Source organism: Paenibacillus sp. FSL H7-0735 (assembly GCF_038008505.1).
Classification (GTDB): Bacteria; Bacillota; Bacilli; order Paenibacillales; family Paenibacillaceae; genus Paenibacillus_AQ; species Paenibacillus_AQ odorifer.
Window position 1 is genome coordinate 1,442,119 of record NZ_JBBOZH010000001.1, and the last position, 14,784, is coordinate 1,456,902.

At 43.9% G+C, this 14,784-nt stretch carries 10 protein-coding genes and 2 tRNA genes; 11 read left to right on the forward strand and 1 reads right to left on the reverse strand.

The genetic code is table 11. The annotated features are described in order from the left end of the window. The first annotated feature begins 149 nt into the window (after nt 1-149). Nucleotides 150-7,013: an S-layer homology domain-containing protein gene (locus tag NSS82_RS06630; protein WP_076273577.1), complete on the forward strand. Its 6,864-nt coding sequence runs from the start codon at nt 150-152 to the stop codon at nt 7,011-7,013. A 422-nt stretch (nt 7,014-7,435) separates the two neighbouring features. Here the strand turns inward: NSS82_RS06630 and NSS82_RS06635 are convergent, their stop codons facing one another. After that, nucleotides 7,436-7,864, reverse strand: coding sequence for an Lrp/AsnC family transcriptional regulator (locus tag NSS82_RS06635; protein ID WP_076273576.1), 429 nt, complete (start codon nt 7,862-7,864; stop codon nt 7,436-7,438). Between the two features lie 129 nt (nt 7,865-7,993). On the opposite strand from NSS82_RS06635, the gene NSS82_RS06640 reads away from it, so the two are divergent. The 10 genes from NSS82_RS06640 to NSS82_RS06685 all read left to right on the forward strand — a co-directional run bounded on the left by NSS82_RS06640 (nt 7,994) and on the right by NSS82_RS06685 (nt 14,782). Then, nucleotides 7,994-8,746: an MBL fold metallo-hydrolase gene (locus NSS82_RS06640; protein WP_076273575.1), complete on the forward strand. Its 753-nt coding sequence runs from the start codon at nt 7,994-7,996 to the stop codon at nt 8,744-8,746. Nucleotides 8,747-8,888: 142 nt separating this feature from the next. Continuing rightward, nucleotides 8,889-8,964: transfer RNA gene (locus NSS82_RS06645), tRNA-Asn, on the forward strand. 7 nt (nt 8,965-8,971) lie between these two features. After that, nucleotides 8,972-9,060, forward strand: a tRNA-Ser gene (locus tag NSS82_RS06650). Between the two features lie 175 nt (nt 9,061-9,235). Continuing rightward, a complete protein-coding gene (locus NSS82_RS06655; protein ID WP_076106957.1) occupies nt 9,236-9,682 on the forward strand; it encodes an oxidoreductase in 447 nt (148 codons plus the stop codon). Nucleotides 9,683-9,784: 102 nt separating this feature from the next. Beyond that, nucleotides 9,785-10,390, forward strand: a complete 606-nt coding sequence (locus tag NSS82_RS06660) for a class I SAM-dependent methyltransferase (protein ID WP_036681653.1) — start codon at nt 9,785-9,787, stop codon at nt 10,388-10,390. 242 nt (nt 10,391-10,632) lie between these two features. Further along, complete coding sequence (locus NSS82_RS06665; protein WP_218641103.1) at nt 10,633-11,178, forward strand: O-acetyl-ADP-ribose deacetylase; 546 nt, start codon at nt 10,633-10,635, stop codon at nt 11,176-11,178. A 34-nt stretch (nt 11,179-11,212) separates the two neighbouring features. After that, nucleotides 11,213-11,674, forward strand: a complete 462-nt coding sequence (locus tag NSS82_RS06670; protein WP_076272109.1) for a DinB family protein — start codon at nt 11,213-11,215, stop codon at nt 11,672-11,674. Nucleotides 11,675-12,223: 549 nt separating this feature from the next. Continuing rightward, nucleotides 12,224-13,051 carry a branched-chain amino acid ABC transporter permease gene (locus NSS82_RS06675; protein ID WP_370511630.1) on the forward strand — a complete coding sequence of 276 codons (828 nt, stop codon included), beginning with the start codon at nt 12,224-12,226 and terminating at the stop codon, nt 13,049-13,051. Between the two features lie 11 nt (nt 13,052-13,062). Then, nucleotides 13,063-14,031, forward strand: a complete 969-nt coding sequence (locus NSS82_RS06680) for a branched-chain amino acid ABC transporter permease (RefSeq protein WP_036681661.1) — start codon at nt 13,063-13,065, stop codon at nt 14,029-14,031. Beyond that, nucleotides 14,000-14,782, forward strand: a complete 783-nt coding sequence (locus NSS82_RS06685; protein ID WP_076106951.1) for an ABC transporter ATP-binding protein — start codon at nt 14,000-14,002, stop codon at nt 14,780-14,782. Before NSS82_RS06680 ends, NSS82_RS06685 begins: the two co-directional genes overlap by 32 nt. The last annotated feature ends 2 nt before the right edge of the window (nt 14,783-14,784 follow it).

Sequence of the window (14,784 nt, forward strand, 5' to 3'; positions counted from 1 at the left end):
TTAAACCGATTTGTCAATCTTCATGAAGGTTGTAGGGATTGGATATCCGTACAAATACACCTTTTTCTGGATAAAATCGCACATCGTTTTGTAAGCGTTCCCAAACTAATATGAAAAGGAAGTCCATATTAATTAGAGGGGGCACATGTATGAAACGAATCAGGTCCGCAATGGCGGGTCTGCTCGCGCTGCTGCTGATTTTTTCAAGCTTGCCTGTAATGGGAACCGGTAAAGGTTCCGTAGGAGCAGAAGGGGTTGGAGGAACAGGCGCTGAGCAAATTCCATCAGGTACGGTACTCATCAAGAATAAGTGGAAAAACAACTTTTTATATGAGACATCCGCAGGAATCGTGCGTTATGGCATGACCAATCCAGCCGATACTTCAGCGCATTGGACGGTTGAGACGGTGAATGGGCTGTCACGAATCAAGAATGTGAAGACAGGCCATTACATTACAATGGATGGTAACAACGGCAAAGAGGATTCACTTAAGGCGGCAGAACGCCAAGGTTCAGGAAGTGTTGCGGATCAGTGGCTGATCGATACTTCCAATCGCAATGGATACATGATCATCCGAAGTGCGACTGTGCCAGAGGGGAAGTTGGTTATCCACGAGGAGAATCAGCTTGGTTATGCGCAAGTAAGCTCGGATATCAATGTTACGTTTGAGAGTCCGCAGTGGGCTTTTATAGATCCAAATGCAGCACCTGTACGGCTAGAGAGCCGTCTCCGCCCCGGTCAGGTAATGTATGAAAGTGAAGGGAACGTTCTTTACGGTAAACAGCCTGTCAGCAATGAAGCAGCACAGTGGTATCTTGAATCAGGGACGGATGACGGAACAGTAATGATTCGCAACCGTGCGACAGGTCATTATATTAAGCAAAATGAAGTGACCTGGGCTGGGGTTTTTTCGCAGGAAGTCGATATGGATCACGTGAAGCTAAGTGAGTGGACCCAAGAGCATGCACCAGGCCCTGATGGAACGGGCTTCATTACCCTTCGTAACAGTGGTTTAACTGATGAGGGGAGTCCATTATGGCTAAATCCGCAATTCAGCGATGACAATAATGTGCGATCTAACAGCTGGCCGGGTTCAGCCTCTAATCCAAGTGCACAGTGGAGAATCGTGCCTATTTCCGAATTACAGCCTGTACGACTGGCAACTTATACGGATGCACAAGTGGCTACAGATTTTTTATATGAATCCGTAAACGGCGAGCTTAAGCATGGAATTATTGCGCCAGATGCCGCCAACACCTCTGACTATCTATGGTATATAGAGGATTATGACGGCAATAAGCGTATCCGTAATGCGGCAACCGATCATTATGTTTCTTATAGTGAAGGTACTGCCAAGGCCTTGCAGATTAGCGGAAGTCAGCCGTCGGATCAATGGATTTTTAATGATTCCGATGATTATGATGATTACCAGACGCTTCAGAATCTCGAAAGCACAGGCATTTATTTGTCTACATTGGGTGGAGAACAGGCTGGTGCGATTGGGGATGCGACTTCTTTGAGCGCTCAGTGGGAGCTTTTAGATCCTAACACACCGACTGACGGCACAATGCCATATTACCGGATTCAGAATGGCTGGAAGTCATTTTATTGGTATGAGAGTGTTGATGGTCTTTTAAAATATGGAAATATGCAAAAGGACGGCTCCGATCAATGGCTCGTGGAGAAATATAACGGCCGCAAGCTGTTCAAAAACAAGAAAACGGGCCATTACATGAACACGATGAACATGCCAAATGGCCACCTTCAGGTCACAGAGCTTCCAGACAGAAATCATGTGGAACGAGAATACATCTGGACAGGCAAAAATGTTGGGAACAACACCTACGTAATCAGTAGCGTTCTAGACAAGGAACCTAATAAAATCCCAGAGAAGTATATTTCACTTCAGAACCTCACTAAATATGCTGAGTACGGAGTGATCAATCCAGGTTGGGGCAGTCCGCAGTGGAGATTTGTACCGGTTACCGAGAAAAAACAAGACTTGTTCCGTTTTCAGCTAGATGCTGTAAATGGAGAGGATCAATATCTTAAGGACGGTCCTTTGCTGACTTCTCCAGCTGCACTAGAGGAATTGCCAGAATCCAAGACGGTTACTGAAGCTGTCTATGCTGACCAGGACTCTGCTCACTCTAACCAAAATCTTGCACCTCTAGCAGCTGCCAACGAGGATGTAACAGTAGGCCAGGCTACTTATGGTCCACTTGATTTGAATGACGATTCCTTTGTCTGGCAGTTGCAAGAAATAGCCGGCAGCAATGGATCGGTGAAGATAAAAAATAAAGGCACTGGACGTTATCTCTCCCTTGAGCATATAGGTGGGGGTGTAGATGAGATTGATCCTAATGTTAGCGTTCAAACTTTGCAAACAGTGTACGATGTATGGGCCAGCATTAAGTGGAAGGTTGATATGCAGGCGTCCGGTGTGACTACCATTATGAGCTCATGGGCTGGTCACTATATCTATGGTGCGTCGGATGATAACGGCAACCCAACTCTCCGAATCAGTAAAGCTGCAGATACAGCGGAAAAAAGCAGTGCGCATTTTACTGCTGAAGCGGTTGAAGCGATTGCTCCGCCACTGCCTGATTACCCTGTAAGATTCAAGAATGCAAGCAGTGGGGAGTATTTATACGAAAATGAGCATGGGGTTGTTCTGTACGGACAGCCGTCAGCAGACAATGGATTTTCGCACTGGAATGTAACTGTGCAGGAGGGTAAACAGACGATCACCAACCGGGCAACAGGTCATTTTTTAACGCTGAATGGTGATTATTCATATTTGGAGAGCAGTAGTACAGAACCTGCTGTAGACGGAGCCTCTGCCTGGGAAGTAAGCTTGGCTTCCGATTATACACATTACACCATTCGTAGTCTCTTTGGAGAATACGACGATGAATTAATAAACATTGCCAATAAGACAGGATATGCTGAACGTGCGCTTTTGCTAGAGAGTGAGGGTACGGCACTATGGACACTTGACGCGGCTCCACAGGAGTTTACTACTCCATCTGGAGAACTGCGCAATAACAATACAACAACTCCAGTTCAAAATGATACCAACATCATAACCATTGTACCGAAAGGCATGGCTGGTAAAGTATTGGCCGAAAAAGAGGGGGCTGTCCTATATGCAGATGCTTCCGATATGGCGGCTCAATCCCAATGGCTGGTTCAGGAGATAAACGGACGCAAACGGATTATGAATGTTCAGACACAACATTATCTTTCGCTCAATGAATCGGGCCAAGTGGTCTTGTTAGCTGCTGGAGATACAGAAAGATCCCAATGGAAGCTGGAAGAGAAGTTAGGTTATACTCTTCTGCTAAATGCGAATGGAACAGGTCTTCTTACTCACAGCGCATCGGCTGTTCAGCTTGGTTCTGCTGCAAATGGAACTGATAGTGAGCTCTGGAGCTTCTTACCTATCCCTACTGATGTAATTTATGCAGGAGGAGAAGCATTCAAAGGGGATCGTGTTATACGGTTTGCAGTCAACGCCCAGCAGGCCGGGGAATATGACGCTGTTATTCGATACAAAAATACCGCTGCTGCTGCAACGGATCTGGCGCTAGAGGTGAATGGTTTAAACGAAGGGGGCAAGGTTAGTCTTGGCAAGTCTGCCTCTTGGAAGAATGCACAGGTAATACTGCAGCTTCGTGCAGGCATCAACACGGTTTCTCTAAGTAGTGACAACGTGGATTGGAGTAAAGTAACCCTTGATAGCCTGACCGTAAAAAAAAGCGTTAACAAAACATACCGTGGAGCAACGGTTCCATATATCAGCTATGAAGCTGAGGATGCGGCAACAAACGGAACGCTGATTGGCTCGTCGCGGAAATATCTCAGCATGGCTTCCGAGGCTTCTGGACGACAAGCGGTGGCCTTGAAGAATACGGGAGATTATCTAGAGTTCAAGCTTGCGAAGTCGGCTAACTCCATTGTTCTTCGATATTCCATTCCTGATAGTCCAGATGGGGCTGGTGCGGAAGAAACCCTGACTCTATATGTGGATGGAGTTAAGAAGCAGCTTAAGCTGACATCCAAATATGCTTGGGAATATGGCAGCTACCCATGGTCAAATGATCCTCGCCAAGGCAGTGGACACCGCTTCTTTGACGAAATCCATGCTCTGATCGGCGATACTCCTGCCGGAGCAACTATTCGCTTAGAGAAGGGAACAGGAGATAAGGCAGCTTCTTACGTCATTGACCTGGTGGATATGGAGCAGGTTGCCCCTGAGTTGGCTCGCCCGGACGAATTTATTTCCGTAACGGATTTTGGAGCGGCAGCAAATGATGAGGGAGATGATACCGCAGCCTTCAAGGCAGCTCTTGCCGAAGCGAATGCGACAGGTAAAGGAGTGTGGTTCCCGGCGGGTACCTTTAATGTCGGTGAGGGTCTGCTGGATCTGGATACCGCTGAAATACGTGGTGCCGGCATGTGGTATACGGTTCTGAATGGAGCTAAGTTTTATGGTCACGGCGGTAAGGTTGGTGTTTACGATCTGATGATTGAAGGCGGCATTAACGAACGGGATGATGAAGCGATCACCAACGCTTTCCATGGTGCTTTTGGCCAAGGTTCGATTATACAGAACGTTTGGATAGAACATACCAAAGCAGGCTTGTGGTTAACTCAGCCGATGGGTGAAAAGGCGCGTACGAATGGTCTGTACATGGCAGGTCTGCGGATCCGCAATCTTATGGCAGACGGGATTAACTTTGCCGTAGGGACTGGCAACAGCATGATGGAACAAAGTGACATCCGCTATCCAGGGGATGATGGAATTGCAATGTGGTCGTTTACAGACGGCAAGTTGACGGATATGAATGGTACGGAACGTACACCGAGCTATAATAACACGGCACGTTTTAATACGGTATCCTTGCCTTGGTTAGCGGATAACATTGTAGTCTTTGGGGGGAAAGATAACAAAGTCCAGGACAACGTGGTAAAAGACACTGTGACTAATGGAGCCGGGATTGCAGTGTCTACCCGTTTCACCGCCGAGCCCTTCCAAGGAACAACGATTGTGGAGCGAAATACCTTGCTTAGAACTGGCAGTTATGATTCCGGTTACGGCGTGAATCTGGGTGCGTTATGGCTTTATGCTGGTGAGAGTGATCTGAAAGGAAGAGTACTCATTCGCAACAATACGGCACTGGACAGCACTTATTCGGGGTTGATTGCTCAAGGTGATCTAGAGGGAGATACTCTCACTTCCATTGATGGAGTTGTGCTGACGAATAATGTATTTGATGGCGCAGGTACAAGCGGTATAGAAGTTACGAAAAATCTGAAAGGGAGTCTGCTGGTCGACAACATGATTATTCGTGGCGAACGGATGAACCTTCTGACCAATGCCTCTCCTGACCTAAGCATTAAAGAACAAAATCAAGGAATAGCCACAGCCATTAAACCGTTCTCTATCAAACTAGCAGATGGACAGAGCGGGCCTGTGGTATTAGAGCAGGGTAAGTCAGCTACGCTTAAGGTACTAGATAAAGAAGGCAGAGATATTACCGCACAAGCTACTCTAAATATTATGAGCAGTGAGGTTGCTACATTTACCAACGACAGTCTTAATGGAATTAAAGCGGGAATCACAGACTTCACGGTAACTGTGGGCAACGAGAAGAGGGTATATACAATTGAGGTGCTATCACCTGGCGGGACAGATCCTGTAGACCCGATCGATCCTGTGGATCCAACAAGTACTCCTAGCCCGACGAGTACTCCTAGTCCAACGAATACTCCAGAACCAACAAGTACTCCTGGTCCAACAGACCCTACAGGGTCAGTGAACCCTGTTCAAACCGGCACACCGACCGCTACACCAGCACCTACACCAGCAGCTAATCATGATGCGCAGCTAAAAGCTAAGGCGACTGCAGGGCAGGCTGTTATCGAGATTTCAGCTAATGGAGACGGCACAGCCCGGTTTAGTGCAGATGCTTTACGTAAGGCGGCGGCACTTAGCCCCAAAGCTGTGCTTGTTATTGAAAGTGGAGGTATGAGCTACCGCTTCCCGTTAGAGCTTGTGGAGAGTGTGCTCAAATCCGCACAAATGCCGGCAGGCACACTGGAGTTTAATTTAAATTCGCTAAGCGGAAAAGGATTAGAACAACTGCTTGCCAAGGCTAAGCAGCAAGGCTTTACTGTGCAAGGAACACCGGCTATTGTCACTCTAAAGGTAACGGATGGCAAAACCTCTGTAGCAGCAAGTGGGTTCGGCACCACTTATGTAGATCGTACATTTATGCTTAAGGAGGCATGGGATGCGAAGACAGGTGTAGTCCTTATTTACGATGAACAGACGGGTTCCTTCCGTTATGTACCTGCATTGTTTGAGCTCGTTAATGGGATGACCAAGGTTACTGTTAAGAGCAGTATTGCGAGCGGTGTATTTTTCGCTGCGCTGCACCCTGTGACTTTTGGGGATATTGCTACACATTGGGCGAAAAATGAGATTGAGGGACTTGCTAGCCGACTGATCTTGACCGGACAATCCACAGATACCTTTGCACCTCAGAAATCTGTCAGTCGTGCCGAGTTCGCAGCTATGTTGATTCGATCGTTGGGTCTTGTAGCTGCGAACACGACGAAGACCTTCAGTGATGTGTCCGATTTGTCGTGGTATGCAGCGGATGCCAGAGCTGCTGCAGCCTTAGGATTGGTTCAAGGCTATGAGGATGGAACCTTCCGTCCGAACGCCCTTATTACACGGGAGCAAATGGCTGTTATGGCAGCCAGAGCAATGAAGCTGCTCAACCTAGAAGCTGAGGGATCTGGAGCAAACGTTGCTGCAGATGTTTTCACAGACGCTTCAACTATTTCCTCGTGGGCTAAAGAAGCAGTGTCTGACCTGGCTGCAAAAGGCATTATGAAAGGTCAATCATCAGGCAGCTTTGCACCTAGCAGTGATACTAGCCGTGCAGAAGCCGCTGTAATTCTTGTCCGGCTGCTTAGAGCAGCTAAATTATTGAATTAGCTACCGTGGTAGAAGCTACAATATGGCATAAGTAAAAAGACAGCAGAGCAGCGATCTCCTCCGGTTATTGGAGAATCGCTGCTCTGCGTTTTAACGTTGGCTGGCCTGCTATAAAAGCTTATGGGCAAGCAAAAGCTCATTGACTTTGAGTAACCCATTCACTTGCACCAACACCAACACCAACATCGCCGAGCTATCATTGGCTGAGGCTTACGGACCCCAATGACGCTATTGGCAAGTTTTTAGCCTTTTGGGCAGGGTTTCGGACTCAAGTGACGCTATTCGTTCGAAAGAGGCTCATATTTGGTGTTTTTCGTGCCAATAGAGGCAATGGGGTCCGATAGTATGCCAAATATGCGATTATGCTGAGTATAAGGTCAACTGGGTCCGATAGTAGCTTCATATCCGATTCCGATGCAGCCTTACTTCAGTTTTCCCATTGATAGATTGACTCTGTAATTTCCGAACTTCAGCAGTTCGTCGAGAAAGCTATTCAACTCCTCTTGGTTTCCGGTACGAACACGTATCCAGTAGCAGCCTTCTCCGCTGACCCTATGTATTTCTTTTACACTATCATGCTGCTTTGCGAATGTCTGAAAGGCTGGGTGGACGGTATTCGAACCCAAAAAAACAGTAATAAAGGCATGAATAGTCTCCCCAACCTTATCCGGATTCCAGCGGACCGTGTAGCCTTCAATCACTCCGGTGTCCTGCATTTTGCGAATACGTGCACCCACAGCCTGACCGGTCATATGCACTTGCTGCCCAATATCTCTGTGACTGATCGTGGAATCTTTAATTAGAAGCTGCAGGATGCGAAAATCCACATCATCTATAAAATAAGAGCTCATTATTATCTAAAATCCTTTCTGCGTGAAAGTAGAACGGACCAATCTCTTTCCAATCTCAATGTATTCTGTTTCAAGGTCTAACTATAATTAATTGTAGCAGAAGATATCTGAAAGAAAGAAGGGCTTCCGATGAAAATACAGCATATCCGCAACGCGACCCTATGGCTAAAGTATGGTGGCAGTACATTTTTAATTGATCCTATGTTGAGTGAACAGGGTGCTAATCCACCTATTTTTAATACTGAAAATGATCGCCGCAATCCGCTCGTTCCTTTGCCGGGAGCCGTAGAACAATGGCTGAGTCCTAATGCAATTCTTGTCACACATCTTCATCAGGATCATTGGGATGCCGCTGCCATTTCTTTGTTGCCGCATGATCTACCACTATTATGTCAGGAAGGAGATGGAGATAAATTAGCGAAGCAGGGGTTTGAGCATACCACGGAAATTAGCGATTCACTGACGTTTAATGGAATAACTATAACACGTACGGATGGACGGCATGGCACTGGAGTGACTGGTAAACTTATGGGTAAGGTATCCGGGTTTGTGTTTCAGGCGGAAGGCGAACCTGTTCTATATGTGGCTGGAGATACGATTTGGTGTGATAAGGTGAAAATGGCATTGGACGTTTTTAAACCTGAGGTGACAGTTGTGAATGCTGGTGGTGCGCAGTTTTTAAGCGGATGCCATATTACAATGAATGAGCACGATGTCGTAGACCTATGTGAATATGCTCCTTCTACTAAAGTGATTGCTGTGCACATGGACGCCATTAACCATTGTTTGGTTACCCGAGATAAGCTAAAAGCTCATTTAGAGAAGGAATCGTTGGGGGATCGGGTACAGCTTCCGCAGGATGGAGAATGGTGTAATCTATAGACGGAGAGGGATGGAAATCTCTTTGAAAAATCTAGAAGCGGCCGAATCATAGCATAAATTTGAAAACGATCACAAAAATTATTTTGCCCGCTTGACTAGACCTTGAAATCATGATAAATTAATTCATGTTCACTTGTAATGTTCCCTGATAGCTCAGTTGGTAGAGCACTCGACTGTTAATCGAGTTGTCACAGGTTCGAGTCCTGTTCGGGGAGCCATTTTCATGGAGAGATACCCAAGTGGCTATAAGGGGACCCTCTGCTAAGGGGTTAGACTGCGTAAGCGGTGCGTGGGTTCGAATCCCACTCTCTCCGTTCTGAATTACATAAGAAGAGCTTCCATTCTGGGAGCTCTTTTTTTGTTGTGTGAATTTATTTTTCGGTTGCTATATGCGATTCTGAGAAACGGTGAATTCAATATTTTGGAAGGGGAATGGTGTGGAGGGATCGAATGTTTATTTGATAAGTGTGAAGAGTTTAAAGGAGGAGCATGAAAACTATAAATCAAATACAAACAAAACCGTCAAGCCGATATGATAGTTTTGATCCGGATCAAGAGGGAAATAAAAATACTATTTTTGCCGACGTAATAATTGATGGTAGATCTCTTTACCAAATGTTAAAAAAATATGATAGGGTTCCTTCCCTCGGGTGGGGTAGTGAAGAGCATCAAAGGAAAATGATTAACTATTTTTTGTTAAACGAAATGCATGAATATTTGTACTGCAGGTACCCAATATTAGTCTGTCCCTGGTGTGGTGATGAAGAATGTGGCTTTATATCAGTGTTTATTGAGAGAGAAGGGGATCTTATTATATGGAGAGATTTCAAATTAGAATCCGGTAATAAGGCTATTGATATAGGCCCTTTTTGCTTTAAATGGGATGAATACGAAAAAGTTATTAGAGAGACATTTGGAACTGCGGGGATTCAATAAAGTAAACCTGAAAACCCACGGAAGAGATGTGCTCAAATAATTTATATGGGAAAGATCTATGAGTAAATCCAATTACTACATGATCAAAGGAGTGGAATCAACATGGAACTGTTTAAGCAAATCCCCTTGTACAGATTTTTGGCATTATGCAATGAAAGTGGTATGGAAAAAAACATATTAGACTGCGGAGCGGGAGGGGATTCACCTCCACTAAGTTTGTTTGCGAACTATGGATACAGTACAAACGGAATTGAGATGAATGACGAACAAATTAAAAGAGCTAATCAGTTCGCAACTGAAAGGGGACAGATTCTAAATATACAACAAGGCGACATGAGACAGTTGGCGCTAAGTGATGAGTCAATGAGTTTTGTGTATTCGTATAACTCTATTTTTCATATGAGAAAACAAGATGTAAAAAAAGCGATAAATGAAATGAAACGAGTTCTAAAACCTAATGGATTATTATTTGTAAATTTTTTAACCCTAAAGGATTTTAGAGTCGGCGATGGAGTTGATTTGGGGGATAATCAGTTTGAACAAATGGAAGATGATGAATTCGTAATACACTCTTATTATGATTATCATGAGGCGGATTCTATGTTTGATGATTTGCAGTTAATATACAAAGAAGATCGAGTACTGGAAAGAAAGTTTGAAGGTGAATGGATACGACAAGGATTTATCGATTACATATATAAAAAATAGCTGGATGCTGAAGAACATATTAGTAGCTCCGAAAAAGCTAGATATCTGCGAACAATACGTTCACGCTGTGGACCACGAGGTGTTGGTTCGATAGAAGGTAAAGGTTTGAAGAAGAGTTAGCCAGGTGGACAACCCCACGAGTCTAATGCTAACGACTGTTTCCTAGGGTGATTTAAGCCGCTTGAATGTCAATCAGCACTTGATACTTGTTCGCAACCAATATACTTCGGGGGGGATTTCAGATGGATGTAATTATAAATAACTCAATGATTCAGTTGATTCAAGGAGATATAACTAAATTAGATGTTGATGCTATCGTCAATGCAGCAAACACAAGCTTGATGGGTGGAGGCGGAGTAGATGGAGCTATCCATAGAGCTGGTGGAAAAGCGATATTAGAGGATTGCATGAAAATTCGTAACCAAAGGGGAGGTTGTGAGGTTGGAGAAGCGGTAATAACAACAGGAGGAAATCTGAAATGTAAATTTGTTATTCATACCGTTGGTCCTGTTTGGAATAGTGGAAAGAATAACGAAGAAGAGAAGTTAAGGAATTGCTATAAAAATTTATTAATATTAGCTGAATCTAATGAAGTAACAAGTATTGCGATACCTAATATAAGTACAGGAATATATAATTTTCCAAAAGATCTTGCTTGTAGCATAGCTATAGATGAAGTTTCAAAATATATTATAAATAATAAGTCGGAAATAAATAAGATTGTTTTTATATGTTTCGATGAAGCGAACTATGAACTATATAGGAATGAATTAAAGAGATTTTGTTAGAATTTTGGTGTTTATCAAAAAAGGAGATGTGCCAATGAATAACAGATCAGATTTGCTAAATCAGTTTAAGGAATGGAATGGATTTGTTCTAGAAATTATTGATTTAGATTGGAAAACACCCATCGCTGAAGGAAAATGGACCATTCATGATGTTGTTAGTCATATTTTATTATGGGATAAATACTTCTATGAATCGACGATAGAACCGATAGCATGTGATAAAGCGATAACACTTCAACTTATTGATTTCGATCAATTCAATAATGATGCTGTTACATATGGTCAAACAAAAACCAAAGACGAATTAATAGAATTGACTGTGAAGTATCGTAACTTAATATTAGATTGTATAAGTAGTCTTGAAGAGGGGAAATACTCAGACAAATATGTGGACGGAAGGTTTTCCTTTGAGTCCTATTTAAAGGATTTTATATCGCATGACCTACATCATATGATGCAGATTAAAGAATTAAAAAAGATAATGATGAGTAATTGACTCGGGACGGAAGTGCAAATAATGGAACTGACCACCATAATTAGCTTTCTCTCACTCGATTATTGTGTGGGACTGAGCTTTTTTTTGCGCAAAAATAGAGAAACAACTTGACCAGTAACTCATAATAAACTCGAAAAACACATATCCAAAGAGACAAATGTTATATTATTTATCATTAAATGCAATCTGTAGGTAAAATCAAAGACTCCCCCTCTGAAAATCAAACTTTAAAAATCTCCATAATTCTCCTGTTTTCTTCTCTTTACCCACTTCCTATCTTTATACATCCCAAAGGATTAACTCAAAATGTTATGTAATATAACATAAAATATTGAATATTATAGTAAAAACCACAAATATTACTGACGCATGTATAGTACTGTGTTAATATAAGTGACATAAAACAATGAAAATGAATGTAAGCTAAAGAAAGGTGTTTTTAAAAATAAATATGGGGATTGGGGGACGGCGATGGAGTATTTCATTCAACAGTTAATTAACGGGATTTCTGTAGGGAGCATCTATGCTCTGATCGCACTTGGGTACACCATGGTTTACGGGATTATTAAATTGATCAATTTCGCCCATGGGGATGTGTTTATGGTTGGGTCGTTTATTGGATTGTTCAGTGCCAGGTACTTGGCTTCAGCAGGGCTTCCTCCGATACTGGTCTTACTTATCTCATTGGTGATCTCTATGACAATCAGTGCGTTGCTGGGGATGTCAATCGAACGGCTAGCATACAAACCTCTACGAAAAGCTTCGCGAATCGCTGTGTTGATTACTGCAATTGGCGTTTCTTTTTTACTGGAATACAGCGGAGTGTTTGTGCTTGGTCCTCAGGCTAAAGGATTTCCGGAGATTCTTAATAAGCAGCAATACAACTTGTTTGGTTCCTCGATTCAGGTGGACTCCAATCAAATCATGATCTTGGGGACGACGGTTATTTTGATGATCATCCTTCAGTATATTGTGCACCGAACAAAGATTGGTAAAGCGATGCGGGCCGTTTCCTTTGATATGGAAGCAGCACGGTTGATGGGGATTAATGTAGATCGGACCATTTCAGCCACCTTCGCGATAGGATCTGCACTTGCGGCAGCAGCAGGCGTTATTTTCGGAATGACTTACAATTCAGTGGATCCGATGATGGGGGTACTTCCGGGGCTTAAAGCTTTTGTGGCTGCGGTTTTAGGTGGCATTGGCAGTATTCCTGGTGCTCTGGTAGGGGGACTTCTGCTGGGCACAGTCGAGACAGAGGTTTCTTCTCTGGGATACTCTTCGTGGCGTGATGGTGTGGCATTTGCTGTACTCATCCTAATCCTTATCTTTAAACCATCCGGGCTATTTGGTAAAAATGTCCGCGAGAAAGTGTAGGGTGATGCCGTATGAAGAAGATAAACAAGTCATTTTGGATAGGCATTGTCTTTTCTATCATGCTATATATCGTCATTCAAGTTCTTCTAACAACGGGAATATTTGATGATGTCATGGAGTCTACGCTAATTCTAATTTGTATAAATGTCATGCTGGCGGTGTCTTTGAATCTGATTAATGGGATAACGGGACAATTCTCAATCGGGCATGCTGGATTTATGTCCATTGGTGCTTATGTTTCTTCCATTTTAACTTTGAACTTTGATATGCCATTCGTGCTGGCGCTAGTGATCTCTGGACTGGTTGCTGCATTTTTCGGTGTGCTTATCGGGATTCCGACCTTGCGGCTGAATGGAGACTATCTGGCGATTGCTACGCTGGGATTTGGTGAGATTATCCGGATTGTCCTGCTCAATACAGAATATGTGGGCGGAGCTTCAGGCCTAAGCGGCATCCCTAATCAAACGACTTGGACGATTATGTTTCTATTCACATTGGTCACGATTGTTGTGATCAATAACTTTATACGTTCCACTCACGGCCGGGCTTGTATAGCGATTCGTGAGAATGAAATTGCTGCTGAAGCGATGGGGATTAATACAACTTTGTACAAAGTCATTGCTTTTTCACTTGGAGCATTATTTGCGGGGATAGCTGGTGGTCTCTCTGCTCATAAGTTCTACGTCATCAATCCTGGAAGCTTTAATTTTCTAAAATCATTCGAAATTCTAGTCATGGTTGTGTTAGGTGGACTAGGAAGTACAAGCGGGGCCATCGTGGGTGCGATTGTACTGACGGTGCTCTTCACGGTGCTTCAGGAATATCCGGAGCTGCGGATGATTATTTACTCGGCGATTCTAATTCTGATGATGATTTTTCGGCCTAAGGGGCTGCTTGGCAGCACGGGTTTTTCTTTCTTGAAATGGTCTAAAAAGGAGGTCAAACCAAGTGACAGCATCAACAGTGGAAGTGCTTCTTGATGTTCAACAAGCAAGTCGTGCATTTGGCGGGCTTAAGGCGCTTAACGAGGTATCCCTCCATATTAATAAAGGCGAGTTGATTGGGCTCATCGGACCTAATGGCGCAGGAAAAACAACCCTTTTTAACTTGCTGACAGGTGTATACCCGCCTTCCAGTGGCGATATTATCCTCAGTAATCAGGCAGTAGGCGGGATGAAGCCTTATCGGATTAACCGAAAAGGGGCAGCACGGACATTTCAGAATATCCGTCTATTTACTTCTATGACGGTGCTGGATAACGTTAAGATCGCATTTCACCAGCATGCCAGACATTCGATGTTCACTTCCATGCTCCGCCTGCCTAAGCATTTTGCAGAAGAAAACGAAATTACGCAAAAGGCTATGGATATTCTCAAAATATTTAATCTTGCCGATCAATGTGATGAATGTGCCGGGAATCTTAGCTACGGAAATCAAAGGCGTTTGGAAATTGCGCGCGCGCTTGCAGCAGGACCTAAGCTTTTGCTATTGGATGAACCAGCCGCAGGGATGAACCCGAATGAAACTCGGGATCTAATGAATCTTATTGCCTGGATCCGTGAAGAGTTTGAGCTGACGATCCTGCTTATCGAGCACGATATGTCCCTGGTTATGGGGGTGTGTGACCGGATTTATGTGCTGGATCGCGGAATGTTGATTGCTGAAGGTACGCCCGTTGAAATACGGAATCATCCCAAAGTCATAGAAGCCTATTTGGGACAGGAGGCGTAGTG

What these genes read in the sequence shown, in the direction of transcription:
- NSS82_RS06630 (WP_076273577.1), top strand. Translation starts at nt 150, where the DNA reads ATGAAACGAATCAGGTCCGCAATGGCGGGTCTGCTCGCGCTGCTGCTG.
- NSS82_RS06635 (WP_076273576.1), bottom strand. Translation starts at nt 7,864, where the DNA reads ATGAGCTCTTATTTTATAGATGATGTGGATTTTCGCATCCTGCAGCTT.
- NSS82_RS06640 (WP_076273575.1), top strand. Translation starts at nt 7,994, where the DNA reads ATGAAAATACAGCATATCCGCAACGCGACCCTATGGCTAAAGTATGGT.
- NSS82_RS06655 (WP_076106957.1), top strand. Translation starts at nt 9,236, where the DNA reads ATGAAAACTATAAATCAAATACAAACAAAACCGTCAAGCCGATATGAT.
- NSS82_RS06660 (WP_036681653.1), top strand. Translation starts at nt 9,785, where the DNA reads ATGGAACTGTTTAAGCAAATCCCCTTGTACAGATTTTTGGCATTATGC.
- NSS82_RS06665 (WP_218641103.1), top strand. Translation starts at nt 10,633, where the DNA reads ATGGATGTAATTATAAATAACTCAATGATTCAGTTGATTCAAGGAGAT.
- NSS82_RS06670 (WP_076272109.1), top strand. Translation starts at nt 11,213, where the DNA reads ATGAATAACAGATCAGATTTGCTAAATCAGTTTAAGGAATGGAATGGA.
- NSS82_RS06675 (WP_370511630.1), top strand. Translation starts at nt 12,224, where the DNA reads ATGGTTTACGGGATTATTAAATTGATCAATTTCGCCCATGGGGATGTG.
- NSS82_RS06680 (WP_036681661.1), top strand. Translation starts at nt 13,063, where the DNA reads ATGAAGAAGATAAACAAGTCATTTTGGATAGGCATTGTCTTTTCTATC.